Source organism: Sulfurimonas paralvinellae (assembly GCF_014905135.1).
Taxonomy (GTDB): domain Bacteria; phylum Campylobacterota; class Campylobacteria; order Campylobacterales; family Sulfurimonadaceae; genus Sulfurimonas; species Sulfurimonas paralvinellae.
In genome coordinates, this window is sequence record NZ_CP041406.1 from 477,900 (window position 1) to 501,323 (window position 23,424).

Below are 23,424 nucleotides of genomic sequence, written 5' to 3' on the forward strand. Positions count from 1 at the left end.
TAATTGAAGGAATTCTATCCATGCTCTTTTATCTCGGTCTCTTTTTTTCATTTATCTACTTTAAAATTGCGCGTGTTTATAAAAAAGAAGAAAAAGCAAATCTCAATATGCTCGTTCAAAATGTCATCGTTCTTGCTGCGGTTATTGCCCTGTTTGCATATGGATTTATACACAAAACATGGTATGTAGTGCTTTTGGTCTCTTATCTCTTTTTTATCCTTGCTTCTTTGATGGTCTCTGCTGTTCAGCTTGGTATTTTCATCGACGGAAAGCCGTTTATAAAGTTGAGCCATCTCTATAAAATGCTTGCTTTTTTAGGTATGTTCATCTCTTTTATAGATGTTTATTTATGGGTGCTTTAATTCCATATACGCTATAATTATCTTACTAAATTTAAAGGATTTTTCCAAATGAAAACGCATACTCTTTTAATGCCGCTTGATATGCACCTGCACCTGCGTGACGGTGTTATGCTTGAAAATATAGCACCGCTTACCGCCTACTCTTTCAGCGGTGCGCTCGTCATGCCAAATCTCGTTCCGCCAGTTGAGAGCAAAGAGGATGTCATCGCTTATAAAGAGCGTATTATGGCTGCTGTGCCAAATGACTACTTTGAACCGTACATGACACTTTTTTACAAAAACTATGACAAAAAATTTCTTGCAGATGTCGCAGAAGAGATCACGGCGATCAAACTCTATCCTGCCGGCATTACAACAAACTCTGAAGGGGGCGTTAGCTCGTTTGACATTGAAGAGATGAGACCGACTTTGGAGGCGATGAGCCAGCTTGGTATTCCTTTGTGTGTTCATGGTGAAACAGATGGTTTTGTGATGGATAGAGAAGCTGAGTTTATGAGTATCTATGAACTTTTGGCGAAAAACTTCCCTGAGCTGAAGATCGTTATGGAACACATCACGACAAAAGCGGCTGTCGATATGCTTGATAAGTATCCAAACCTTTATGCGACGATTACGGTGCATCACCTGCTTTTGACACTTGATGATGTTGTTGGCGGTATGATGCAGCCTCATCTTTTCTGTAAGCCGATCGCGAAACGTCCTGAAGATTTGGATGCACTTTTAAGTGTTGCTCTTGAAGCACATCCGAAAGTGATGTTCGGAAGTGACTCTGCACCGCATCCAAGAAGCAAAAAAGAGTCATGTGGCTGTGCTGCCGGTGTCTTTACTGCACCTATTGCATTGCAGCTTCTGTGTGAGATATTTGAGCAGTTTGATAAACTTGACAACTTACAGGCGTTTGTCAGTGACAATGCGCAGAGTATCTATGGTATCTGCCCTGAATTCAAAGAAGTGACTCTTGAAAAACGTCCGTTTGTCGTTCCTGAGAGCTACTCAAATGTTGTACCTATGTATGCGGGTGAGACTATTAACTGGGCTATTGAGAGTGTCGATTAAAATACTCCTGCTCGAAGATGATCTGCTCTTTGGTGAGACGATCGTCGATCTTCTTGAGGATGAAGGCTATGAAGTTAGTCATTCTCCAAATGGTCAAGACGCGCTTGACGCAACATTTGCAAATAGATTTGATCTCTACCTTTTAGATATCAATGTTCCTCTTATCGATGGACTCTCTCTGCTCAAAGAACTTCGCAGAGCGGATGATATGACGCCTGCTATCTTTTTAACCTCACGCAAGGACAAAGAGAGTCTGGAAGAGGGCTTTTTAAACGGCGGGGACGATTACATCACAAAACCTTTTGAAATGAATGAGATGCTCTTGCGTGTAAAAGCGGTGTTGCGTCGCACTCATAAAGAAACAAGTAACTGCATCGGTGATTTTTGTTACGATGAGGTTCATAAGACCATTCGCTACAAGCAAGAGATATTGAGTCTATCGCAAAAAGAGTATGAACTTCTGCTGCTGTTTATAAAGCATCACGATGAAACACTGCCAAAGGAGCTTATACTCGATGAACTCTGGAGCAGTGCAGAAGGCGGCAGCGATGGTGCTTTAAGAGTCTATGTCAATCGTCTTAAACATATGCTGCCGGATATATGCATTGAAAATGTTCGCGGCATAGGGTATAAACTTGTTTCGTAATCTTCGTATCAATATTATAGTCTTCTATGTCCTGACAGTAACCGCATTTTTGTCAGTACTCTATTATGCACTTGAGATAATAGAGCTGAAAAATCATTTTTTATTGTTGGTTGTTCTGCTTTCATTAGTAGTGCTTTCAGCTGTTTTTATTTCCAAACTCGCTGTCGATCCACTGCAGGAGTATGTCAGAAACCTGCAGTCACTTTCAAAAGAGACCCTTCACGAACTCAATCTTCCTATCAGTACCATAACGACAAATACACAAATGCTGCAGAGAAATCTTAAAGATGAAAAAAATGTCAAACGTGCAGCACGCATAGAGAGTGCCTGCGAGATGCTGCAGCAGCGTTACAACGAGCTTGATTATATCATCAAGATGCAGACAAAGCAGGAGATAAAGGAACACTTTTCTCTTGATGAACTTGTTACCAAAAGAGTCGCTTTTTTACAAAAGATATACCCACATATAAAGTTCACTTTGGTATTATCCAAACAGGAACTTTATCTCGATAAAATAGGACTAAGCAAAGTTATTGACAACCTCATTGATAATGGGGTAAAATACTCTCAAGATTCCAAAAACATAGATATTACAATAGAAAAAAACAGACTGCTTATTCGTGATTACGGTATAGGTATGAATGAAGTAGAACTTTTGGCAATTTTTGACAACTATTACCAGATAAACAGTGAAATGAAGGGCTTTGGCATCGGTTTGAACATGGTCAAACGGTTTTGTGATGAAAACAATATAGAGCTTATCTTTGATTCGGTACCAGATAAAGGTACGACAGTACAATTAAAATTTAAACAGGAACAATAATGCAAGCAACAAGTTCGATGATATCGTATGCAGAAACAGCACTCGACTGGGGTGTAATGGGAACACTCGGTTTGATGAGTGTTGTAACCCTTTGGCTTTTTATAGAGAGAATGATGTTTTTCAAAAGTGTTCGTATAGAAGACTATAAACACAGAGATGACCTTGAAATGGACCTTACGGACAATATCGGCATCATTAGTATGATAGGGTCAAATGCTCCTTATATTGGACTGCTTGGAACGGTTGTGGGTATCATGATAACTTTTTACTCATTAGGTGATATCGGGACTGTGGATGCAAAGAAGATCATGATGGGATTGGCTCTGGCACTTAAAGCCACTGCGACAGGGTTGGTCGTTGCTATGCCGGCGATCGTTGCTTATACGATCGTTCTTAGAAAGGTCGAGCGTATTCTTGCAAAATTTGATGTAGCCCATGAAGAAGTATAGCAATGGCAAAATGTAAAAAAAGTTTCAAGCGTTTCGATCAGATAAATGTTATTCCGTTTATCGATATCATGCTTGTTCTTTTGGTTATGGTCTTAACGACAGCGACATTCATTAAGCAGGGTGTTATACCTGTGGATCTTCCAGAGGCAAAAGCAACGCAAAAAGAAGAGACAAAAAAAGAAGTGACGGTCTATGTCAATGCAAAAGGGGAGATGTTCTTTGAAAAAGAGAAAGTAAACCTCACGCAATTGGAGCAGAAGCTTTCAGGTGTTTCAAAAAAGCAGACAGTTGTCCTTCGTAGTGACAAAGAGTCAAAATTTCAAGACTTTGTCTCTGTTATGGATATCTTAAAACGACTCGGACACGAACAGCTCTATATCGTTACAAAAGAGTAAGCTAGTACCCCGTTTTTAGCAGTTTAAACTTTGGTTTGTCTGCATGAAGGAGTTTTTCTTCTTTTGCTTTAACTCTTTTTTGCGAAGCATTGACCTCTGTGTTAAATGTTCTTTTCTCTATTTTCTTCTCATCTTCATCGAAAAGCGATGTCGCTATAAAAAAAAGTATCATGATAACAACAACGCTCACGTAGAGAAGAATATAGTTCTTTATATGTCCGTTTTCAAATGGATTTTCCATTATGCTCCTTTAGTTCATCAATGGTTTCACAGATATTGTAGCCGTATTCTATCAGCTCTTTTGCTCTGTTAAACTCAAATGTCCCGCAAAGATTAATGGGAATGTCAATCTCCACATCGGACGGATAAGCTGCTAGTTTCATTCGTGCGATGCTGCTTTGCATCGTCTCAAACGATCTGTTCGCTACGGCATACATGCCGTTTTCTTTTATAAAAGAGTCAGGAAGTGAAATTCTATTGAGATAATTATCGATGATGTTCTTGAATGATTTTTGCGATTTTTCTTCTTTTTCAAGGAGAGGCTTTTGCATGGCTTCACCACCAAGATTGACAGATATCGTGAGATCTGTAGCATCGTGAAAGGTTGGCGCAATCGGTACAGGATTTAGTACACCGCCATCTACAACACGTTTACCTTTGTAGGTAAAAGGGGTAAAGAAAAGAGGCAAAGAGATGGAGGCACGTATAGCATCAAGAAGAGGGCCTTCATTTATCCAGACCTCTTTTTGGGTATCTATATCAGTAGCGACGGCTGTGAATTTAATAGGCAAACTTTCGATATTGTGCTCACCTATAAGCTCTTGGAGTTTTTGCATAAGTCTTGTCCCCGATACAAAACCACCGCTTCCTTTAAAATCAAGGAGTTTAAGCATATCGAGTACATCTATGTTCTCTAACCACTGGGCATAGGCATCGAGCTTGCCGGCAGCATAAAAACCGCCAACGAGTGCACCCATAGAACAGCCGGAGATAGATTTTATCTCATAACCGTTCTCTTCAAGCCACTTAATTATGCCAATGTGTGTGATGCCCCGTGCACCGCCACTGCCAAGAACGAGAGAGATAGTTTTTTCCTTCACTGTTTGTGCTCTTTTTGAGTGTATTATATCAAGATATAAATAATGAAGGTTTAGAAAATGTATTTAAAAAGGAAGGAGTGGATTCTGTTGTCTAATGTTTTGCATATCAGACTTTGGTGCACAGGCTAAAAACGACAAGAAATTGTCGTTTTCTTAACGCCTGTTTACATCATACCCGGCATTCCCATCTGTGGAGGCATTCCTGCTCCCATATCCGGTGCGGCAGCTTCTTCTTTTGGAAGTTCGAAGATAGCAGCTTCTGTTGTAAGGAGTAAGCTAGATACCGATGTTGCATTTGTAAGTGCAACACGTTCAACTTTAAGCGGGTCGATGATACCTGCTTCGAACATATCTACATACTCACCGTTTGCCGCATTGAAACCGATTGTTTCGCTTTCAGCATTTTCGATTGCATTAACAACGACACCTGTATCATAACCGGCATTTTTTGCAATCTGTTTTACAGGCGCTTTTACAGCACGTAAGATAATCTCAGCACCGATTTTTTGATCACCTTCAAGATCATCGAGACTTACTTTTGCAGCTGCACGAACAAGAGCCGCACCACCACCGATGACGATTCCCTCTTCAACAGCGGCTTTTGTCGCTGAGAGTGCATCATCTACACGGTCTTTTTTCTCTTTCATCTCAGTTTCAGTCGCCGCACCTACTTTGATGACTGCGACACCACCGCTGAGTTTTGCAAGACGCTCTTGAAGTTTCTCTTTATCATACTCGCTTGTTGTCGCTTCCATCTGTGTTCTGATCTCTTTTACACGTGTTTCAACAGCTTCTTTGCTTCCTGAACCATCGACGATGACAGTGTTGTCTTTGTCGATAACGACGCGAGAAGCTTGTCCAAGCATATCGATGTTGGCACCTTCAAGTGTAAGCCCTGTCTCTTCAGAGATGACAGTTCCACCTGTAAGGATTGCTATGTCTTGAAGCATCGCTTTACGTCTGTCACCAAATCCAGGCGCTTTTACTGCAGAGATGTTGAGAACACCGCGAAGTTTGTTGACAACCAATGTTGAAAGTGCTTCACCCTCTACATCTTCAGCGATGATGAGCAGTGGACGGTTTGTTTTTTGAACTTGCTCTAAAACAGGAAGCAGGTCTTTGAGTGAGTTAATTTTGCTGTCAACAAGTAAGATCCAAGGATTTTCAATCTCAGCTGTCATCTTTTCAGTGTTTGTAATGAAATATGGACTTAGATATCCACGATCGAACTGCATACCTTCAACTACATCAAGCTCATCAACGATACCTTTTGCCTCTTCAACAGTGATAACACCGTCTTGCCCGACTTTTTCCATCGCCTCTGCGATCATATTTCCAATCTCTTCATCAGAGTTTGCAGAGATTGTAGCAACCTGTGCGATCTCATTTTTATCTTTGATGGCTTTTGAACTTGCTTTGAGATTTGCTAAGATGGCTTCACTCGCTTTGTCCATACCACGTTTTACTTCAACAGGATTCGCACCTGCTGTAATGTTTCTAAGACCCTCAGAGAAGATTGCATTTGCCAGTACCGTTGCAGTTGTAGTACCGTCACCTGCTTCATCAGCAGTGTTTGATGCCACCTCTTTAACAAGCTGTGCACCCATATCTTCTAGTTTGTCAGCGAGCTCTACCTCACGCGCAACGGAAACACCATCTTTTGTAATTACCGGTGAGCCGTATGATTTTTGAATCAAAACATTACGACCGCGTGGCCCCATTGTCACTTTTACCGCATCTGTGAGTTTTTCAACTCCGCGTGCCAGTTTATTTCTTGCATTGTCTGAAAAAATTATCTCTTTTGCCATATAAATCTCCTTATAAATATTTTATGATTACGCTTTTATTCCAAGAATGTCTGAAGTATCCAAAACAAGATACTCTTTTCCGTCGAGTGTAAGATCAGTACCGGAGTATTTACCAAAAACAACTATATCATCTACTTTTACATCTTCTACTTCGCTTGATACTGCGACTACTTTTGCTTCTGAAGGTTTTTCCTTCGCATTGTCAGGGATGATAATACCACTTGCAGTTGTATTTGTCTCTTCGACTCTCTGCACTAAAACTCTATCACCTAGTGGTTTGAAATTCATTTAATTATCCTCCTAATATGTTTATAAATTACAAATGAGATAATACAAGAAAAAAAATAAAATGTCAATACTCTTAGTCTAAGCGACTAAACTTTTCTTAATATTATTATGAAACTTTATTAACTATAAAGAAAACAGGTCTTATAATAACAAAAAGATTTATATAAAGGAGAGAACAGTATATGGAAGCAAAAAAACAGAAAAAAGTGGTTCTTTTTACTTCACCAACATGTAAATGGTGCAATGTGGCAAAAGAGTATTTTAAAAACAAGGGCATAAAATTCAAAGCCATAGATATTACAAAAGACACAAAAGCTGCACAAGATTGTGAAAAACACGGATGTCGAGGCGTACCGGTCGTTCTTATCGGCAGTCGATGGATCTGCGGCTTTGATCAAAAAGCGATAGAAAAAGCATTAAATTAAAAGATATATAACTTTTATAAAACTCTAAGATGAACTTATGTATAATTCCAGCCTCTTAAGCGATGTCAAGGTAGCTCAGCTGGTTAGAGCGCTGGTCTCATAAGCCGGAGGTCGAGAGTTCAAGTCTCTCTCTTGACACCATTTCTTAAGATACTTCTTACATTCCGGATTAGCTCAGCGGTAGAGTAGGTGACTGTTAATCACTTGGTCACTGGTTCGAATCCAGTATCCGGAGCCACTTCAAAATCAATTTATAAAATCAAAAAGATATAATAACAATGAAAAAAATACTACTACTATTAAGCACAGTGACTCTCTCCTTACAATTACATGCAAATGATTCATTCAACAGTGAAGCAAGCCACTTTGTTGGTGGAGCAGTTCTTGCCGGCGTCAGCACTGCTGTTGCAGATCAATTTTCTGACTATAAACAAGATCGTGCCATTATTGGATTTGGTGTGAGTGCACTGTATGGTCTGGTGGATCAAAGTATACAGTATGCTGAGTATGGCGGTGCTGGCGGACAATTCTTAGATTTCACTGCCAATACACTTGGGGCTGCCTTTGGTGCATGGCTTACTGATAAATATATTTTAACTCCTGTTATAACACATTCTCAAACTGAAGGTAAGTATGTCGGTCTGGCACTTGGGTATACTTTTTAATCCTTCAGACCAACTTCCTCTCTTTTTACCCACAACTTTTTCATAAACATTTTTTATCGTTTTTAATAATGCATTAATCTTAGAAGCATTATAATCATTGAACGATAGTCGGTCAAAATAAATTTGGAGGTTACTCTTGGCAATCATTGTCGATAAGGAACAGAAGAAAAAAGATATTGCTCTTGGGGCGAAAGAGCTGATTTTAGAAGAGGGTATTAACAACATTACGATCTCTCAAATTGCAAAGGCTGCCAAAATTGGCAAAGGGACGGTTTATGAATACTTCAAAAACAAAGATGAGATTGTTTTTGAACTCGTTGAAATTCTTATGCTCAAACATAACCTTGTAAAAGAGGCTAATTTAGCTGAACTTACTACAACGCGAGAAAAGATAAAAAACTTTTTTGGTTTCTTTTATGTAGATGCAGATAAAGAGCTGCGTGAGATATATAAGCAGTTTATGGCAATCGCACTGACAAGTAAAAATGAAGCAATGCTGGATTTTCAAACCGAGTGCTATAACTTTTATGCGAATTGGATGGAAACTATTGTACAAGAGGGAATCAATAAAGGTGAGCTAAAGGCTGAATCAAAAGAGTTTATTATGGGAATATTTGCTTTTGCACAGGGGCTTTTTTTGATGAGTGTTACTACAAAAGCCATTGATGATCTGCAAAACAAGATAAATGCACAGATAGATATTTTATTTGATTTAATGGAGAAATAAAAATGAAGAAACTACTTTTACTCACGGTTGTTCCTGTTTTGATGTTTGGTGATGATCTGAAGTCATTGCTGGAGTTCGCCAAAGAGAACAATAATCTTGTCAATGCTTCTAAAATTACTGTAGAGGCAAAAGACAAGGAGGTGCAAAGTGCAAAAAGCAACTATTATCCTACACTTGATGCAAGTGCTTTTTACAAAAGAGATGATGATGCAAGCCCTTTTCAACCGGGAACTGTCTATGGAGCAAACGCAAAACTTGGATTTGACATCTATGATGGCGGAAAAAAATCATATACTGAAAAACAAAAGATAAATGAGAAAAGAGCCGCCGGATTTACTTATGAAGATACGAAAAAATCAACTGAGCTTTCAATTACACAGGACTTTTATAATCTCCAAAGTCTCAATGCTTCGCTGCAAGCAAGAGTGGAAGCTTCAAACGCAGTAAAAGCACAACTTGACCGTGTCCGACATTTTTATGAGGCCGATTTAGCAACTAGCGATGATGTAGATAGACTGCAGTCTGCATATGACAGCAATATTTATGCGATTGAGTCTATCAAGTTTCAGATCACAGCGCTTAAAAAAGCACTAGAACTCAAAGTAGGAAAAAGAATCAGCTCTCTGGATGAATCTGAGTTTGTAAAAACTGTTCAAGACAACCAAGAAGAACTTGACAGTATTCAGGCTTTGAGGTTTAACAAACGTGCACTTGAGAATCTGAGTGAGACAGTGACGAGTTACTATATGCCTACTATCCGCATAGAAGATACCTACTCTGTTTACGGTTATCAAGACAAACCTGTTATACAGATTCCTGTTGCTGGTGTGCCGCCTGCACCAATAGAGCTTTTGGATAATCAAAACGAAATTATGGCAACAGTGGGTATACGACTCTTTGACTTTGGAACGCTTCGAGAACAAAAAGAGGCTATTCAACTGCAAGCAGATGCACTCAATCAGCAGATAATTTTTAAATCTAAAGAACAAAAAATGCAGTTAGAACTTGCAACGCAGCGTATTCATACTGCCAAACTCAACATAAAAAGTTCAAAAAGTGCTCTCAAAGCAGCAACTAGTGCTCTAAAAACAATTACCGAAAAATACAATGCAGGCATAGTGGACAATGTTGTCTATCTTGATGCGCTTTCATCAAAAACAGAGGCAAAAGCAAGGTATGAAACTGCGCTGAACAATCTGGAAATCGCTTATGCACTTTATTATTACTATAACAATAAAAATCTCGAGGAGTACCTCAAATGAAAAAAACAGTTTTAGCCCTATTAATGTTGGTGAGTTTCACTCACGCAGAGAAAATTTATGCTACTTTTGATGTGAGCGCGCAAAAGAGTGCGAACCTTGCTTTTACGGCCAGCGGTATCGTCAAGCAGGTCAATGTAGATATCGGTTCTGTTGTAAAAAAGAATCAGACTCTGGCTTCTCTTGATAATGATGACATTAAAGCGATGCTAGAGAAAACAAAGATAGTCTATAAATACGCAAAAAGAGAACTCGCTAGACAAGAGAAAATAAAAAAACTTATTGACGCAAGTAAATATGACAAAGTGCTTAGCAACTATGAAAATGCAAAAGCATCCGTTGCCTATCAGCAGGCCTTATATAATAAAACCATTTTAAAAGCTCCGTTTGAAGGTGTGATTTATGATAAAAGTATCGAAGTTGGAGATGCAGTGAGCGGCATGATGCTCAAAACCGTTTTTAAAATTCAAAGTCTGCGTGAGAGAAAACTCATTTTGGAGTTCGATCAAAAATATCATGGTGTAGTAAAAGTCGGGCAGACATTTGAGTACAGAGTAGACGGTGATAACAAAGCTTATAAAGGTGTTATCTCAAAAGTTTATCCGTATGCTGATTTCAAAAACAGAAAGATGCGGGCTGAAGTCAAAGCAAAAGATTTTACTGTCGGGCTTTTTGGCGATGGTTACATCATCGTTGATGGAAAATAAAAATGTATAAACTAGCGATAAACAGACCGATAGCGACACTGATGTATGTCTTTACATTAGTGATATTCGGTTATATGAGTTTTAAAAGTATGCCTTCGGCACTCTATCCAAATGTAGATTTTCCATTGGTTACAGTAAAGACTATTTACCCGGGTGTAGAAGCTGATACAATAGAGTCCCAGGTAACAGAGAAAATAGAAGAGGCGGTCTCACGCATCGGCGGTGTAGATTCCATTACTTCTACAAGCAGTGACGGTGTCTCAGTTGTCATTGTAAAATTCTTTTTAGAACGCAACATTGATGAAGCAACGAATGATGTGCGTGACAAAGTTTCAGCTGTAGTACTACCAAGAGATGCTCAGACACCGCTTGTCAGTAAGCTTGACATCGGCGGCGCACCTGTTATCAATGTCTTTTTAACAGCGAAAAAAGAGTCGTTGCAGCATCTTATGGTTTTTGCAGATGAAAAAGTCAAACCGGCACTGCAGAAGATCAATGGAGTAGGTGCGATCAATATTATCGGCTACAAAGACAGAGAGATTAAAATCTTTCCTGATATCTATAAACTCAATAAGTTCGGCATTACCGTTAAAGAATTAAATGACATAGTTGCACGTGAAAACGTTAAGATCGGTGGCGGGAAACTCATAACAAAAACCAAAGAGATCGTTCTCAAAACAAAAGCTGATGCACTCAGTGTAGATGAGTTGAAAAATATCATCGTCAAAGATGATCTGCGACTTAAAGATCTGGCAACGGTAGTCGACTCTTTGAGTGATGCAAAAAGTTACTCCTCATACAATGGCACGCCAGGTGTTATGCTTGAAGTGCAAAAGATCTCGGGAACAAATACCATAGACATTGTCAATCGTGTCAAAGCAACGATCCCACAACTGAAAAAGATGGCAGGGGAGAAGTATGGCGTCGCAACGCTGCAGGATACGACACCTTTTATCATCCACTCTCTTGAAGATGTAAAGTTCGATCTGATCTACGGTGCATTTCTGGCTGTTATTATTATATTTGTATTTTTGAGAAACTTTACTATTACTTTGGTTTCCGCTTTGTCGATCCCTATCTCTATTCTTGGCACAATAGCTCTGATGAACTTTATGGGGTTTGATCTTAATAAAATGACACTTATCGGACTTACTCTAGCCATCGGTATTATTATCGACGATGCCATTGTTGTACTGGAAAATATCTATAAAAAGATGGAAGCAGGGATGGATAAGTTTGAAGCGGCACTTTACGGTGTTAAAGAGATGGCATTTGCCATTCTTGCCATCTCGGCAATGCTTTTGGCGGTATTTCTGCCGGTTGCACATATGAGCGGGATAGTCGGAAAATTCTTTGAGAGTTTTGCTATGACGGTCGGTTTCGCTGTTATTATCTCTTACACGGTTGCCATGAGTTTTATGCCGAGTTTGAGTGCAAGGGTACTGCATAAAGGAGAAAGCAGGTTCTATAATATAACGGAACCGATCTTTCAACTTTTAGATAGAATCTATGCGGTAACACTGAAATTTGTATTGCGTTTTAAAGTGCTTACACTTCTCTTTGTCATTGGTGTTTTTGTCGCTTCTTTATCACTTTTTCCAAAAATCGGTATGGATTTCCTTCCTAAAGAGGATAAGGCAGAGTTTGAGATAAAACTGCGTGCTCCTACCGGAATAAGTCTTGATGAGATGATACGAGAATCCAAAGAGGTCGAAAATATGGTGCATGCAGATAAAAATGTCGTCTTTACCACTTTAAGCGTCGGATATAACAGCGTGAAAGAAAAAAATAAAGCCCTGATCTATGTCAAACTGACGCCAAAAGCCAAACGCGTTAAAAATCAAGAAGAGATCATCCAGTCATTTCGTCAAAAATTAAAAGCGTTTTCTGACAAGATGTTCATCACAGCTGCGGCTATTCCAAACATTAAAGGTGCGGGAGTGACGGTACCGTATCAGATCGTACTTACCGGAGACAGCTTTGATAAGCTTGACATGGCGCGTAAAAACCTGATGGATTACCTTGCCAAGAAAAAGGGATTTGTCGATATCGACTCTAATCTTGATGAAGGAAAACCGCAGATTGATATTAAAATCATTCGTGAAAATGCTAATCGTGTCGGTATCTCTGCAGCACAGATTGCAAAAGCGGTTTCTATCGCATTTTCAAGTGATCTGGAGATATCTTATTTTGAATACAGCGGGAAGCAGTATAAAATTACGCTTCGTCTGCCTGACAGTGAACGTGTGAGCATAGATGATCTGAAAAAGATCGAATTGCGTGCAAAAAATGGGCAGCTCATTTCTCTTGACGGACTCGTAGAGTTTCATAAGTCACAATCTCTTGCTTCTATTTACCACTACAACAGACAACGGCAGGTGACCATCTACTCTGATCTTTTTGGACTTGACCTTGGCGGTGCGGTAAAATATACGCAAGAGGGCGTTGATAAATGGCTTCCAAAAGGAGTGAATTATAAATTTACAGGTTTTGCAGAAGAGATGGGTAAGACAATGAAAGCTTTTGGTGTAGCCATCGGTCTTTCTGTAATTCTGATGTTTATTATTTTAGCGATTTTATATGAATCTCTTATTCAGCCGATTATCATCATGATGGCATTGCCGCTGAGCATTATCGGGGTTATGATAGCACTTTACCTCACGCAGCTTCATTTTAGTCTCTTTGTAATGATAGGTTTTATGCTACTTATGGGTATGGTCGGTAAAAATGCGGTACTGTTGGTTGACTTCGCCAACGAAGCCGTTGCCAAAGGTAAAGATGCCGATGAAGCACTCTTAGAAGCAGGTGAGAAAAGACTGCGCCCGATCCTTATGACGACGATTGCGATGATATTTGCGATGTTGCCATTGGCACTGAGTAATTCTTTGGGAAGTGAGACAAAAGCACCGATGGCCATTTCCATTATCGGTGGTTTAGTGAGTTCTATGGTATTGACACTGTTAGTTGTGCCGGTGATTTACAAGATGATAAATCCTCTTGATAGATGGTTGCGTAAATGGTACGAGAAAAAGATAGAAAATGACACTCTGGTAAAGGAGGCTTAGATGCAGATTTTTAAGAAATATTGGTTAGCGATTTTTATAGTGATTTTACTGGTGATTGCCAGTGTAATGATCTATACAAAGTTGCATCCGAAAACTTTAGCTTCAAATTTAGTTGAAGGAACCGGACGCATGGATGGTGATTTGGTCAATCTAAATGCCAAATATGCAGGAAGATTGGAAAAGATATTTGTTGATGAGGGCGTGCCTGTTACAAAGGGTATGGTTGTGGGCATATTAAAAAGCAAAGAACTTGAAGCGCAAAAAGCAAGTTTGCAAGAGCAGATAAAAGCAAAAGAGATTGAGCAGGATATTTCAAAAACTGCTATTCCTCTTCAACTTGAACAGGCAAAACAACAACTCTCTTCAGCGAAGGCTTCCCAAAATGCAATTGAGCAAAATATTTCGATTCAAAAAGAGGTGCTTGCTCAGGCTAAACGGGATTTTAAACGTTCTCAAAAACTTTATAAAAGTAAAAGTATTGACAAACACGCATTTGAACTTGCACAGCTTAAGGTCGATACCGAAAATAAAAAATTAGCAGCTTTAAACGAACAGTTAAAAGAGATTGAATCAGCCGTGAAATTAGCCAAAATCAGTGTAACTAATGCGCAAGCGGCACAACAAAATCTTTTAGCTATTCAAGCAGGGATTAAAGCGCTCAAAGCTTCAAAAGAACAAGTGGACGCGATGATAAATGAGATGACACTTCGTTCACCTATAGATGGAGTAACCGTTGAAAAAATTGCTAATGAAGGAGAAGTTATAGGCGGAGGTATGCCGGTAGCAACGCTTTTAGACCCTCATAGTTTATACCTGAAAATATTTGTAGATACTATTCAAAACGGAAAAATAAAGCTTGGTGATAAAGCGGTGATCTTTCTTGACGCCTATCCGGATCATCCTATTGAGGCAAAAGTTGTACGCATCGCCCAAAAGGCGGAATTTACTCCAAAAGAGGTAAGTGTACGCAGTGACAGAATTCAAAGGGTTTTTGCTGTGCATCTCAAGCCTCTCAAGGTTGATCCACTTTTAAAACTTGGTATTCCGGCGATTGGTGTTGTTTCCCTTGACGGTAAAGGTTTGCCGAATTCTCTTAATGATATTCCGGTACTTTAAAAAACATGGCTGCTCTTGAAGTAAAAAACGTCACTGTCTCTTACAAAAAAAGAGTAGGTATAAAAGATGCCTCACTTCAAGCCAAAAGCGGAGAAATTATTGGTTTCATCGGTGCCGATGGAGCCGGAAAAAGTTCATTGATGCATGCAATAGCAGGTGTTCTTCGTTTTAACGGGGAAGTTGTCTATAATGGTATTGCTTATCATTCACCAAAAGAAGCGGAAAAGATAAAGCCGGATATCGGACTGATGCCTCAAGGTATAGGGCTTGTACTTTACGACACTTTGACTGTGGGCGAGCATTTGTCATTTTTTGCTGATATTCGAGGTATTAAGAAAGACGAAAAGTTCTATGCATACAGAGAAAAACTGCTTCATATGGCAGGACTTGGTTCGTTTGTTGACAGAGAAGCCGGAAAACTAAGCGGCGGAATGATGCAAAAGCTCTCACTGATCTGTACACTTTTGCATCGTCCCAAACTGCTTATCTTAGATGAGCCGACAACAGGAGTGGACCCTTTAAGCCGTTTGGAGTTATGGGAGATCTTAGACAATATACGCAAAGAAGAGGGCACGGTCATCTTAGTAAGTACCGCTTATATGCAAGAAGCCTCCAAAATGGACAAAATACTTTTGTTTGATGAAGGTGAAATTATTGCAAGAGGAACAAATGAAGAACTCATAGACTCCATTCGTCCTTATGTATATGAGCAGAGTGATTGTGGCAATGAATGCCTGACATTTAATAAACGTACCTATTCACTGAATTTTTTAGATGTAAAACATGCAGAGCCTACATTGGAAGGACTCTTTTTTGTAAATGCTTTACAAAAGAAAAGGCTTCTGCCTCAAGTTGACATTGCTCAAAGAGATGAAGAACTTGCAATGCCGCCAGTTGTAATGCAGGCTAAAGGTGTCACAAAAAGATTTGGAAATTTTACGGCAAACGATCATGTAGACATAGAACTCAAACGCGGTGAGATCTTAGGACTGCTCGGTGCGAATGGTGCAGGAAAGACGACTTTTATAAAAATGCTTTTGGGACTTTACCCTATCGATGAAGGAGAACTTACCTTACTTGAAAAAGTCATTAAAAGCGGAGATGATCGTCAAACACTCAAATCTAAAATAGGCTACGTCTCACAGCACTTTGCACTCTATAATGATATGACTGTACGGGAGAACTTGATCTATTTTGCCAATATGCACCATTTGCCTTTAGATAAAGCTTTGCAAAGGATTGAGCAGTATGCCAAAGAGCTCGGCTTTAAAGAGTATATGGAAGAACTGCCGACCAACCTGCCTTTAGGTGTCAATCAACGATTTTCTATTGCAGCAGCACTTATACATGAACCGCTTGTGCTCTTTTTGGATGAACCGACGAGTGGAGTAGATACTATTGCAAGAGCGCAGTTTTGGGAGATACTAAGAAAGCTCAAAGAAAAATGGAATATCTCTATTTTGATTACGACACATTATATGAGTGAGGCGGAGTATTGTGACCGGGTCGTACTTCTCAAACAAGGTAAAAAGATCGCAGATGACACTATAGAGAATTTTTACAAATCCCATCCAAACGCTGCAACTTTTGAAGATATTTTCCTGAGCTATTACAAGGATGTTTCATGAAAATAACGACTATAAAAGCATATATGTTAAAAGAATTTATGGAGCTCTATAGAACGCGTCTTATTGTGATGGTGTATCTTCTTCCGACAATGATCTTACTGCTTTTTGGATATGGCATCCGCATGGATGTAACGCATGCTCGGGTTTTGATCATCGACAATGACAAGAGCCAATATTCCAACATGCTCACCTCCAAGTTCGAGCATACAAAGTACTTCAACGCCCAAGTTTCACAGATGGATGAACAGAGTGCACTTCGACTTATAAAGCAGGCGAAAAAAGATGCTATTGTCATTATTCCAAGTTCTTTTGAAAAACGACTTTTACATGGGCAAAAAAGTGAGATCGGTGTCTTTGTCGATGCATCGTTTCCTACTCGTGCAACAACAATAGAGAGTTACATAGAAGGTACTGTGCTTGATGCTGCGAGTGAGGTGGCAAAAAAAAGTGGACTTGCTTCTAAAGGATTGATAACACTCAATCAGCGCACGCTGTTTAATCAGGCAATGCGTGATGAAGATGCCATCGTTCCGGGACTTATCGGGCTTGTTCTTTTGGTCGCTCCGGCTATACTTGCGGCACTTCTGATCGTAAAAGAGAAAGAAAAGGGTACTATCTTTAATTTCTATGCTTCGCCACTCAGTAAAGGTGAATTTTTATTTGCAAAACTCTTTCCTGCATTTTTACTGCACTCTGCGAATATTTTTATACTCTTTTTGTTGGCTGTCTATGTGTTTAGCGTTCCTTTTCGAGGGAGTTTTATGCTTTACTGGCTGAGCAGTGAGCTGTATGTACTCATTAGCCTTTCAATCGGCATGCTCATTTCAGTTATAACGAGTAGACAGGTGGTTGCAGTTGTTCTAACGGTCATTATCACTATTATTCCGGGGTTTTTATACTCCGGTATCTTGATGCCTATCTCCTCTATGGTCGGAGAGTCGTATTATGAAGCACACAGTTTTCCTGTCATGTATTACAATCATATTATTTATGATACATTTTTAATAGGGCAAGGGTTAAGCTCTGAGAAAAATATTTTATATCTATTTATCCTGACAGGCTTTGCCGTAGTGCTCTTTACTGCAGGTAGACTGCTGCTTAAAAAGGAGATGAAATAATGCGTATATTTGCTATGATCGTCAGTAAAGAACTCCTTAGTTTCTTGCGTTCAGTGATGCTGGTATTGCTTGTCATCTACTTTTTTACGGCAGATGTCTATATTGCAGGAGCCGGTATACAGATAAAACCTCGCAATGTCGTTGTCGGTTATGTTGATGAGACAGGCGGCGGCGTGAGCCAAAAGATTCTTGCAAGATTGCATAAACCGGAATTTAGACAGCCGATCGCCTTTCTTTCACAAAAAGAACTTTCTAATGCCATTTTTAACAAAGAGGTAATGGTCGGCATTATATTTGATTCTGATTTTGCAAAAAATTATAGAAGCGGAAAAAAAGCACAGATAAATTTACTGCTTGATGCTACAGCCGCATCACAAAGTTTGACGACATTCAGCTATCTTCAAAATATTGTCTTTGACTTTCAGGAACAAAATTTTCCACTTGAGATAAAGTCTCATAAGCTTTTTAACCAAAATGCGGACAATCACACTTTTATGGCACTGACAGAACTGCTATCTGTCATAACTCTTCTTATCGTCATTTTAACGGCAATCGTATTTGTAAAAGAGAAAGAAGAAGGTACTTGGGATATTATGCTGCTTATGCCGGTGGACTCAAAGATTACCATCTTGGCAAAAAGCTTTTCTCAGGTAATCATTGTCATGGTTGGTACGGTTATGACAGTGGGGTTTGTACTGCTTGGTGCCTTTGATATACCACTCAATGGTTCCTTTTGGGCATTTATGCTGCTTACTCTTTTGTACTCTATATCGAGTGCCGGTATTGGGCTTTTTGTAGCAGCAGTTTCCAAAGATGTGATGCAGGTGGCACAACTCTCCATTATGATCATGATGCCGTTGATCTTTTTAAGCGGTGCGTGGACACCTATCTACGCGATGCATCCTCTGTTTCAGACACTGTCACTCTTTTCACCGCTTCGTTATTATATTGAAGGTACTGAAAGTATATTTTTCAGAGGGACTGCATTTGTAGATCTGTGGCCGTATTTTAGTGGTGTTGTTATTTTGGGAATTCTACTGTACTGGTATGGGTTTAGAAAAATTGGAAAGTTATTCTAAAAACGAAGTGAGTGGAACCTTCGTTATTTCTTTTTCTTTCTCTTACTGTTGGTAGCAGGGAGAAAAAACTCTAAATTATCGAGTGTTTTTGTAGTGATGATATTTTCTGCTACAAGTTTTTCAAGCCTTTTTTTGCTGATATCATCAAAAAGAAGGTCGATGTCCTCTTGCGTGAGGGGGCGTTTGTCCAAAGTGTTCACAATTTCATCTTCAGTATATGTAGTCTGATTGGCTTCTGCATGCTGGCGTGAGGCTATGTGAATCGGCAGAGAACTGTCAAAGAGGTGAGATAGTTCGTGCAGCTCTTTATAACTTATTCCCATTACAGGGTAGGCCGGAGGTCTGTCAATAGTTCCAAGGTCTATTCTTGTGGCATTGATGGAGAGAAGAACCTCGTTGAGTTTCTTTATCTCTTCTTCTGTATCGTTGAGTCCATGAACAAAGAGTATCTCAATAAAAAGCTTGCCTTTGTACTCTTTTGAAAATGATTCTATCTTTTGAATGATATTTTCAATTGTTATAGCTGCGTGAGGTCGGTCTATTTTTTTAAAAACTTCCGCAGAGACGGCATCGAGAGAGAGTTTAACCTGATCGAGCTTGAGAAGGGAATTGTAGACTTTTTCATCTGTCAATGTAGTAGAGTTCGTCAAGATGAGAGTCTGTGTCTTGCCTTTTATGGTATTTATAGTATCAATGAGTTCGTCAAGATAAGGGTAGAGCGTCGGTTCACCATTCGCTGTGAGTGTAATGACATCGATTTTATCATTGAGATGCTTCTTCAGCTCTGTTATAATCTCCGAAACGCTGACAACGCTTCCTTGTTTATTAACGGTAGCACTGGGAGCAAGTTCACAATAGAGACAATCAAAATTGCACTGTTTCAATGACGGAGAGAGGTCGATGCCCAGACTCATACCAAATCGGCGTGAGTTGATAGGGCCGAAGATGATGTTATTTTTTTCCACTGACTCTGTGACACTCATTAATGAAGTGTTTTGCATTCTCTACCGGTACATCAGGAAGGATTCCGTGTCCGAGATTGAAGATATGGCGTTTACCCTGCATAATATTTTGAATGGCTTCTACACACTCTGTTGTAGCCTCTTTAGAATAGAGACGGCATGGTTCCATATTTCCTTGAAGTACGTATTTGTCTCCAAGTTTTTCTTTTGCAAATGCCATTGGTGTTGACCAGTCAACGCCAAATACATCGAAGTTTCCATATACTTTGTCTAAAAATGCAGGAATGCCTTTAGGGAACATGATAACAGGAATGTGTGGATATTTCTCTTTAAGGTATTCTGCGATTTCTACCATATATTGCCAAGAGAATTCATCATATTTTCCTGGTTCAATAGCGGCTGCCCATGAGTCAAATATTTGAACGACATCAATGCCTGATTGAATCTGTTTCTCCATATAAAACTTGACGACATCTGTTACTTTTCTAAGGATCTTATGAAGCAGTTCAGGATTAGAGTACATCATCTTTTTACAGATATTGTATGTTTTTGTTCCCTGTCCTTCAATCATATAAGTAGCAAGTGTCCAAGGCGCTCCGGTAAAGCCGATGAGCGCTTTGTCATCTGCGAGTTTTGTTTTGATAAGTTCAATTGTCTCATAAACGTAAGTCAATTTACTCGCTGCTTCTTCACCGCCGATGAGTCTGTCGAGATCTGCTTCATTTTTGATAGGATCTGAAAACTTAGGGCCTTCACCTTTGACAAAAGAGAGATCCATTCCCATCTCATCAGGAATGACAAGAATATCACTAAATAAGATCGCAGCATCGACACCAACGATGTCGACCGGTTGCAGTGTCACTTCACAAGCCATCTCAGGATTGTGACAGAGGTTTAAAAAGTCACCTGCTTTTTGTCTCACAGCCATATATTCCGGCAGGTAACGTCCTGCTTGTCGCATCATCCATACCGGAGTGTATGGAGTCTCTTTTCCAAAACATGCATCTACAAATATCTTACCCATTAGTATCCTTATTAGTGTTTGTGTCCTACTTTACTTAAAAAGTATAAACCGACAGCAACCGCTGTAATAGAAAGTGCCAGATAGAGCAACTCGAGTGGAGTTGTGTAACTGGCAAGTCCGACTTTTTTGAAAAAACCGACAACCAAGACCATAACGATGACTTTGGATATTTTATCTTTGAGCTGGTCGAGGTTTTGGATTGATAGTATTTTATTTTCTCTTACTTCATCTTCACGTGCAATATCGATGTCAGAGATGAAAAGTTCATAAAGTCCAAACGAAAACAGAAGCATAACGACACCGATGAGGTACAGATCGACTGCACCGATGATGCCACCGACTACATGTTCATGAAAATGTTCAGGATGTGCATGGTTTATATATGTGTTTATAACAAGCTTGGCTGTGTCGTAGATATCAAAAGAGGCAACTATAAAAAGTGCAACTGCACCGATGATACCAAATACAACGGCCATAAGAACCATAAGCCGTGAGCCCCAAAGACCGCCCTCAAACATTTTCTCAAGCATTTTAGCCTTCCATCTCAACCCATTTTTGGGCAATTCTTACTGCATTTGTCGCAGCACCGACACGGAGGTTGTCAGCGACTACGAACATATGCAGGATGTTGTGTGCATAGACATCTTCTCTGATTCTTCCGACAAAAGTTTCATTACTCTCAACACAATCTTTTGGCATAGGGTAGAGCTCTTGTTCCGGATCATCTACAACAACGATGTTTGGTGCTTGGCTTAAAAGCTCTCTCGCTTCGTTTGCACTTACTTCTGAGTCAAATGTCAGTGTTAAGGCTTCCGAGTGACCGCGAAGCACAGGAACACGTACACATGTTGCACTTAGAGGAATTTCTTTGTGCATGATCTTCGTTGTTTCATTGACCATTTTCATCTCTTCTTTTGTGAAGCCGTTTTCCGTAAACTTGTCGATTTGAGGAATGACATTGAGTGCGATCTGTTGATTGAAAGCTTTGATCTCCGCTTCATCGAGTTTAAAAGCAAAGAATGCCTGCATCTGATTGACAAGCTCTTTCATTGCAGATTTTCCTGCACCGCTGGTCGCTTGGTATGTCGCAACATCAACGCGAACGAGATCATAGGCATTGTCAAGTGGTTTTAGTGCCTGAACCATCTGGATAGTTGAGCAGTTCGGATTAGCGATAATACCTGTCTCTCTCCATTTGCTGATATCTTCAGGGTTTACTTCAGGAACTACCAAAGGAACATTTTCCTGCATTCTGAAGTGGCTTGTATTGTCGATGACAACAGCGCCTGCTTTGACAGCTGCCGGTGCAAACTCTGCACTTACACTGCCGCCCGCTGAAAAGATCGCGATCTCAACATCTTCTTGTTCAAAGATTTCATTTGTAAGTTCTAAGATAGTGAGTTCTTCACCATTGAAATCTATTTTTGTACCTGCACTTCTTGAACTTGCCAACGGCACTAGTTTTGCCAAAGGAAAGTCTATCTCCTCAAGTATACGAAGGACTTCTTCTCCTACTGCTCCATTTGCACCGACAACGGCTACATTGTATTTTTTCAAATTTTCTCCTATTTTCTAATATCTAAAAAGAGTTCATCTTTTTGTATCTCTTTGTTTTCACTGAGAATGACAGCTCTCTCAACGACTGAGATAAGTTCACGTATATTTCCCGGCCAGTTGTAATCAAGCAGTTCGCTTTGTGCTTCTTTTGAAAAGCTTTTCTCTTCAAATCCATATTTTGTACAGTTTTGTGCACAGACAGCATTAGCAATCTCTAGTATCTCATTTTTACGCTCACGCAATGGTGGAATCTGCAAGGGAATCGTATTGAGTCTGTAGTAAAGATCTTCTCGAAATTCACCATTGTCAATTTTTTTATGCAGATCTGCATTCGTTGCAGAAACAACACGGATGTCTATCTTGATGCTCTTTGATGAGCCAAGACGACGCACCTCTTTTTCTTGCAGTGCACGTAAGAGTTTTGCCTGCACACCGTAGGGCATTTCACCTATTTCATCTAAAAAGAGCGTGCCGCCGTTTGCAAGTTCAAACTGTCCTGCCTTTGCTTCTGTTGCATCAGTAAAAGCACCTTTTTCAAACCCAAAAAGCTCACTCTCTATGAGATTGTCAGGAAGAGCTGCCATATTGATAGCGACAAAAGGTTTTTTCGCCCTTGGTGAGTTTTTATGAATGTATGAGGCAAAAACCTCTTTTCCTACACCGCTTTCTCCGAGCAGTAAGATACTGGCATCTGTTTTACTTGCTTTATCGGCAACTTTCAGTGCTTGCTGCAGTGCTGCAGATGAACCTAAAAAATCATCTGTAGTCTTTTTAGCTGTTCTTTTTGCACTTTTTTTGACTTTTTGGACAGTCTCTTCACGCTTTATTGCTGCAATAAGTGTGTCGATATCAAAAGGCTTGAGTAAAAAATCTTTAACACCAAGCTGAATGGACTCAATTGCACGTGAAAGTGTTGCATTCCCTGTCATTATGATGACTTCAAAACGACCGCCGAGTTCTTTTACAAACTCTATTCCGTCCATCCCCGGCATATTGATATCTGTAATGACAAGATCAAAAGTATCATCGAGACCTTTGAGCGCATCTTTGGCATTTTTAAATGTCTTTACTTCAAACTCTTTGTAATCGCCCATAGCAATCTCAAGAGATTTACGCATATTGATATCGTCTTCGACTATGGCAATTTTCACTAAAAAGTCCTATT

The 23,424-nt window shown here is 39.7% G+C and carries 25 protein-coding genes and 2 tRNA genes; 18 read left to right on the top strand and 9 right to left on the bottom strand.

What is annotated here, in order from left to right:
* Window positions 1-20 precede the first annotated feature (20 nt).
* From FM071_RS02550 to exbD, 6 genes are read left to right on the top strand one after another with little or no spacing between them, the layout of a single operon-like run.
* Entirely contained in the window at window positions 21-362 is a 342-nt protein-coding gene (locus FM071_RS02550) for a hypothetical protein (RefSeq protein WP_193111471.1), read from the top strand.
* A gap of 48 nt (window positions 363-410) precedes the next feature.
* Window positions 411-1,418, top strand: a complete 1,008-nt coding sequence (pyrC, locus tag FM071_RS02555; RefSeq protein ID WP_193111472.1) for a dihydroorotase — start codon at window positions 411-413, stop codon at window positions 1,416-1,418.
* Window positions 1,408-2,064: a response regulator transcription factor gene (locus FM071_RS02560; RefSeq protein WP_226960563.1), complete on the top strand. Its 657-nt coding sequence runs from the start codon at window positions 1,408-1,410 to the stop codon at window positions 2,062-2,064. Before pyrC ends, FM071_RS02560 begins: the two co-directional genes overlap by 11 nt.
* Window positions 2,054-2,887 carry a sensor histidine kinase gene (locus FM071_RS02565; protein WP_193111473.1) on the top strand — a complete coding sequence of 278 codons (834 nt, stop codon included), beginning with the start codon at window positions 2,054-2,056 and terminating at the stop codon, window positions 2,885-2,887. Before FM071_RS02560 ends, FM071_RS02565 begins: the two co-directional genes overlap by 11 nt.
* Window positions 2,887-3,336 carry a TonB-system energizer ExbB gene (gene exbB, locus FM071_RS02570; protein WP_193111474.1) on the top strand — a complete coding sequence of 150 codons (450 nt, stop codon included), beginning with the start codon at window positions 2,887-2,889 and terminating at the stop codon, window positions 3,334-3,336. Before FM071_RS02565 ends, exbB begins: the two co-directional genes overlap by 1 nt.
* 2 nt (window positions 3,337-3,338) lie before the next feature.
* A complete protein-coding gene (gene exbD / locus FM071_RS02575) occupies window positions 3,339-3,731 on the top strand; it encodes a TonB system transport protein ExbD (protein WP_193111475.1) in 393 nt (130 codons plus the stop codon).
* Between the two features lies 1 nt (window position 3,732).
* Here the strand turns inward: exbD and FM071_RS02580 are convergent, their stop codons facing one another.
* The 4 genes from FM071_RS02580 to groES form a co-directional block, all read right to left on the bottom strand.
* The gene (locus FM071_RS02580; RefSeq protein WP_193111476.1) at window positions 3,733-3,972 is read right to left on the bottom strand and encodes a hypothetical protein; all 240 of its coding nucleotides are present in this window, start codon (window positions 3,970-3,972) and stop codon (window positions 3,733-3,735) included.
* On the bottom strand, window positions 3,956-4,831 hold the full coding sequence (locus FM071_RS02585) for a patatin-like phospholipase family protein (protein ID WP_193111477.1): 876 nt from the start codon (window positions 4,829-4,831) through the stop codon (window positions 3,956-3,958). The genes FM071_RS02580 and FM071_RS02585 overlap by 17 nt, the downstream gene beginning before the upstream one ends.
* A gap of 164 nt (window positions 4,832-4,995) precedes the next feature.
* Entirely contained in the window at window positions 4,996-6,639 is a 1,644-nt protein-coding gene (gene groL, locus FM071_RS02590; RefSeq protein ID WP_193111478.1) for a chaperonin GroEL, read from the bottom strand.
* Window positions 6,640-6,666: 27 nt separating this feature from the next.
* Window positions 6,667-6,927 (bottom strand): co-chaperone GroES, encoded by a 261-nt coding sequence (groES, locus tag FM071_RS02595; protein ID WP_193111479.1) that lies wholly within the window; start codon window positions 6,925-6,927, stop codon window positions 6,667-6,669.
* Between the two features lie 182 nt (window positions 6,928-7,109).
* Here groES and FM071_RS02600 point away from each other — a divergent pair, with 182 nt between their 5' ends.
* The 12 genes from FM071_RS02600 to FM071_RS02655 all read left to right on the top strand — a co-directional run bounded on the left by FM071_RS02600 (window position 7,110) and on the right by FM071_RS02655 (window position 18,716).
* On the top strand, window positions 7,110-7,352 hold the full coding sequence (locus FM071_RS02600) for a glutaredoxin domain-containing protein (protein WP_193111480.1): 243 nt from the start codon (window positions 7,110-7,112) through the stop codon (window positions 7,350-7,352).
* A gap of 64 nt (window positions 7,353-7,416) precedes the next feature.
* Window positions 7,417-7,493: transfer RNA gene (locus FM071_RS02605), tRNA-Met, on the top strand.
* Window positions 7,494-7,515: 22 nt separating this feature from the next.
* A tRNA-Asn gene (locus FM071_RS02610) sits at window positions 7,516-7,590 on the top strand.
* A 40-nt stretch (window positions 7,591-7,630) separates the two neighbouring features.
* The gene (locus FM071_RS02615; protein WP_193111481.1) at window positions 7,631-8,017 is read left to right on the top strand and encodes a hypothetical protein; all 387 of its coding nucleotides are present in this window, start codon (window positions 7,631-7,633) and stop codon (window positions 8,015-8,017) included.
* Window positions 8,018-8,153: 136 nt separating this feature from the next.
* Window positions 8,154-8,744, top strand: coding sequence for a TetR/AcrR family transcriptional regulator (locus FM071_RS02620; protein ID WP_193111482.1), 591 nt, complete (start codon window positions 8,154-8,156; stop codon window positions 8,742-8,744).
* A gap of 2 nt (window positions 8,745-8,746) precedes the next feature.
* The gene (locus FM071_RS02625) at window positions 8,747-10,006 is read left to right on the top strand and encodes a TolC family protein (RefSeq protein WP_193111483.1); all 1,260 of its coding nucleotides are present in this window, start codon (window positions 8,747-8,749) and stop codon (window positions 10,004-10,006) included.
* Complete coding sequence (locus tag FM071_RS02630; RefSeq protein WP_193111484.1) at window positions 10,003-10,710, top strand: efflux RND transporter periplasmic adaptor subunit; 708 nt, start codon at window positions 10,003-10,005, stop codon at window positions 10,708-10,710. The genes FM071_RS02625 and FM071_RS02630 overlap by 4 nt, the downstream gene beginning before the upstream one ends.
* Window positions 10,711-10,712: 2 nt before the next feature.
* Window positions 10,713-13,775, top strand: a complete 3,063-nt coding sequence (locus tag FM071_RS02635; RefSeq protein WP_193111485.1) for an efflux RND transporter permease subunit — start codon at window positions 10,713-10,715, stop codon at window positions 13,773-13,775.
* Window positions 13,776-14,891, top strand: coding sequence for an HlyD family secretion protein (locus FM071_RS02640; RefSeq protein ID WP_193111486.1), 1,116 nt, complete (start codon window positions 13,776-13,778; stop codon window positions 14,889-14,891).
* A gap of 5 nt (window positions 14,892-14,896) precedes the next feature.
* The gene (locus tag FM071_RS02645) at window positions 14,897-16,519 is read left to right on the top strand and encodes an ATP-binding cassette domain-containing protein (RefSeq protein WP_193111487.1); all 1,623 of its coding nucleotides are present in this window, start codon (window positions 14,897-14,899) and stop codon (window positions 16,517-16,519) included.
* Complete coding sequence (locus FM071_RS02650) at window positions 16,516-17,637, top strand: ABC transporter permease (protein ID WP_193111488.1); 1,122 nt, start codon at window positions 16,516-16,518, stop codon at window positions 17,635-17,637. The genes FM071_RS02645 and FM071_RS02650 overlap by 4 nt, the downstream gene beginning before the upstream one ends.
* Complete coding sequence (locus FM071_RS02655) at window positions 17,637-18,716, top strand: ABC transporter permease (RefSeq protein ID WP_193111489.1); 1,080 nt, start codon at window positions 17,637-17,639, stop codon at window positions 18,714-18,716. Before FM071_RS02650 ends, FM071_RS02655 begins: the two co-directional genes overlap by 1 nt.
* Before the next feature lie 23 nt (window positions 18,717-18,739).
* Here FM071_RS02655 and FM071_RS02660 read toward each other — a convergent pair whose 3' ends face one another.
* From FM071_RS02660 to FM071_RS02680, 5 genes are read right to left on the bottom strand one after another with little or no spacing between them, the layout of a single operon-like run.
* On the bottom strand, window positions 18,740-19,699 hold the full coding sequence (locus FM071_RS02660) for a radical SAM protein (protein WP_193111490.1): 960 nt from the start codon (window positions 19,697-19,699) through the stop codon (window positions 18,740-18,742).
* Window positions 19,668-20,702 (bottom strand): uroporphyrinogen decarboxylase, encoded by a 1,035-nt coding sequence (gene hemE / locus FM071_RS02665; protein WP_193111491.1) that lies wholly within the window; start codon window positions 20,700-20,702, stop codon window positions 19,668-19,670. The genes FM071_RS02660 and hemE overlap by 32 nt, the downstream gene beginning before the upstream one ends.
* 11 nt (window positions 20,703-20,713) lie before the next feature.
* A complete protein-coding gene (locus FM071_RS02670; RefSeq protein WP_193111492.1) occupies window positions 20,714-21,232 on the bottom strand; it encodes a YqhA family protein in 519 nt (172 codons plus the stop codon).
* Window position 21,233: 1 nt separating this feature from the next.
* Window positions 21,234-22,259: an aspartate-semialdehyde dehydrogenase gene (locus tag FM071_RS02675; protein ID WP_193111493.1), complete on the bottom strand. Its 1,026-nt coding sequence runs from the start codon at window positions 22,257-22,259 to the stop codon at window positions 21,234-21,236.
* An 8-nt stretch (window positions 22,260-22,267) separates the two neighbouring features.
* On the bottom strand, window positions 22,268-23,410 hold the full coding sequence (locus FM071_RS02680) for a sigma-54-dependent transcriptional regulator (protein WP_193111494.1): 1,143 nt from the start codon (window positions 23,408-23,410) through the stop codon (window positions 22,268-22,270).
* Between the last annotated feature and the right edge of the window lie 14 nt (window positions 23,411-23,424).

What these genes read in the sequence shown, in the direction of transcription:
- FM071_RS02635 (WP_193111485.1), top strand. Translation starts at nt 10,713, where the DNA reads ATGTATAAACTAGCGATAAACAGACCGATAGCGACACTGATGTATGTC.
- pyrC (WP_193111472.1), top strand. Translation starts at nt 411, where the DNA reads ATGAAAACGCATACTCTTTTAATGCCGCTTGATATGCACCTGCACCTG.
- exbB (WP_193111474.1), top strand. Translation starts at nt 2,887, where the DNA reads ATGCAAGCAACAAGTTCGATGATATCGTATGCAGAAACAGCACTCGAC.
- FM071_RS02600 (WP_193111480.1), top strand. Translation starts at nt 7,110, where the DNA reads ATGGAAGCAAAAAAACAGAAAAAAGTGGTTCTTTTTACTTCACCAACA.
- hemE (WP_193111491.1), bottom strand. Translation starts at nt 20,702, where the DNA reads ATGGGTAAGATATTTGTAGATGCATGTTTTGGAAAAGAGACTCCATAC.
- exbD (WP_193111475.1), top strand. Translation starts at nt 3,339, where the DNA reads ATGGCAAAATGTAAAAAAAGTTTCAAGCGTTTCGATCAGATAAATGTT.
- FM071_RS02650 (WP_193111488.1), top strand. Translation starts at nt 16,516, where the DNA reads ATGAAAATAACGACTATAAAAGCATATATGTTAAAAGAATTTATGGAG.
- FM071_RS02645 (WP_193111487.1), top strand. Translation starts at nt 14,897, where the DNA reads ATGGCTGCTCTTGAAGTAAAAAACGTCACTGTCTCTTACAAAAAAAGA.
- FM071_RS02580 (WP_193111476.1), bottom strand. Translation starts at nt 3,972, where the DNA reads ATGGAAAATCCATTTGAAAACGGACATATAAAGAACTATATTCTTCTC.
- FM071_RS02655 (WP_193111489.1), top strand. Translation starts at nt 17,637, where the DNA reads ATGCGTATATTTGCTATGATCGTCAGTAAAGAACTCCTTAGTTTCTTG.
- groL (WP_193111478.1), bottom strand. Translation starts at nt 6,639, where the DNA reads ATGGCAAAAGAGATAATTTTTTCAGACAATGCAAGAAATAAACTGGCA.
- FM071_RS02550 (WP_193111471.1), top strand. Translation starts at nt 21, where the DNA reads ATGCTCTTTTATCTCGGTCTCTTTTTTTCATTTATCTACTTTAAAATT.
- FM071_RS02630 (WP_193111484.1), top strand. Translation starts at nt 10,003, where the DNA reads ATGAAAAAAACAGTTTTAGCCCTATTAATGTTGGTGAGTTTCACTCAC.
- FM071_RS02670 (WP_193111492.1), bottom strand. Translation starts at nt 21,232, where the DNA reads ATGCTTGAGAAAATGTTTGAGGGCGGTCTTTGGGGCTCACGGCTTATG.
- FM071_RS02625 (WP_193111483.1), top strand. Translation starts at nt 8,747, where the DNA reads ATGAAGAAACTACTTTTACTCACGGTTGTTCCTGTTTTGATGTTTGGT.
- FM071_RS02660 (WP_193111490.1), bottom strand. Translation starts at nt 19,699, where the DNA reads ATGAGTGTCACAGAGTCAGTGGAAAAAAATAACATCATCTTCGGCCCT.
- groES (WP_193111479.1), bottom strand. Translation starts at nt 6,927, where the DNA reads ATGAATTTCAAACCACTAGGTGATAGAGTTTTAGTGCAGAGAGTCGAA.
- FM071_RS02640 (WP_193111486.1), top strand. Translation starts at nt 13,776, where the DNA reads ATGCAGATTTTTAAGAAATATTGGTTAGCGATTTTTATAGTGATTTTA.
- FM071_RS02615 (WP_193111481.1), top strand. Translation starts at nt 7,631, where the DNA reads ATGAAAAAAATACTACTACTATTAAGCACAGTGACTCTCTCCTTACAA.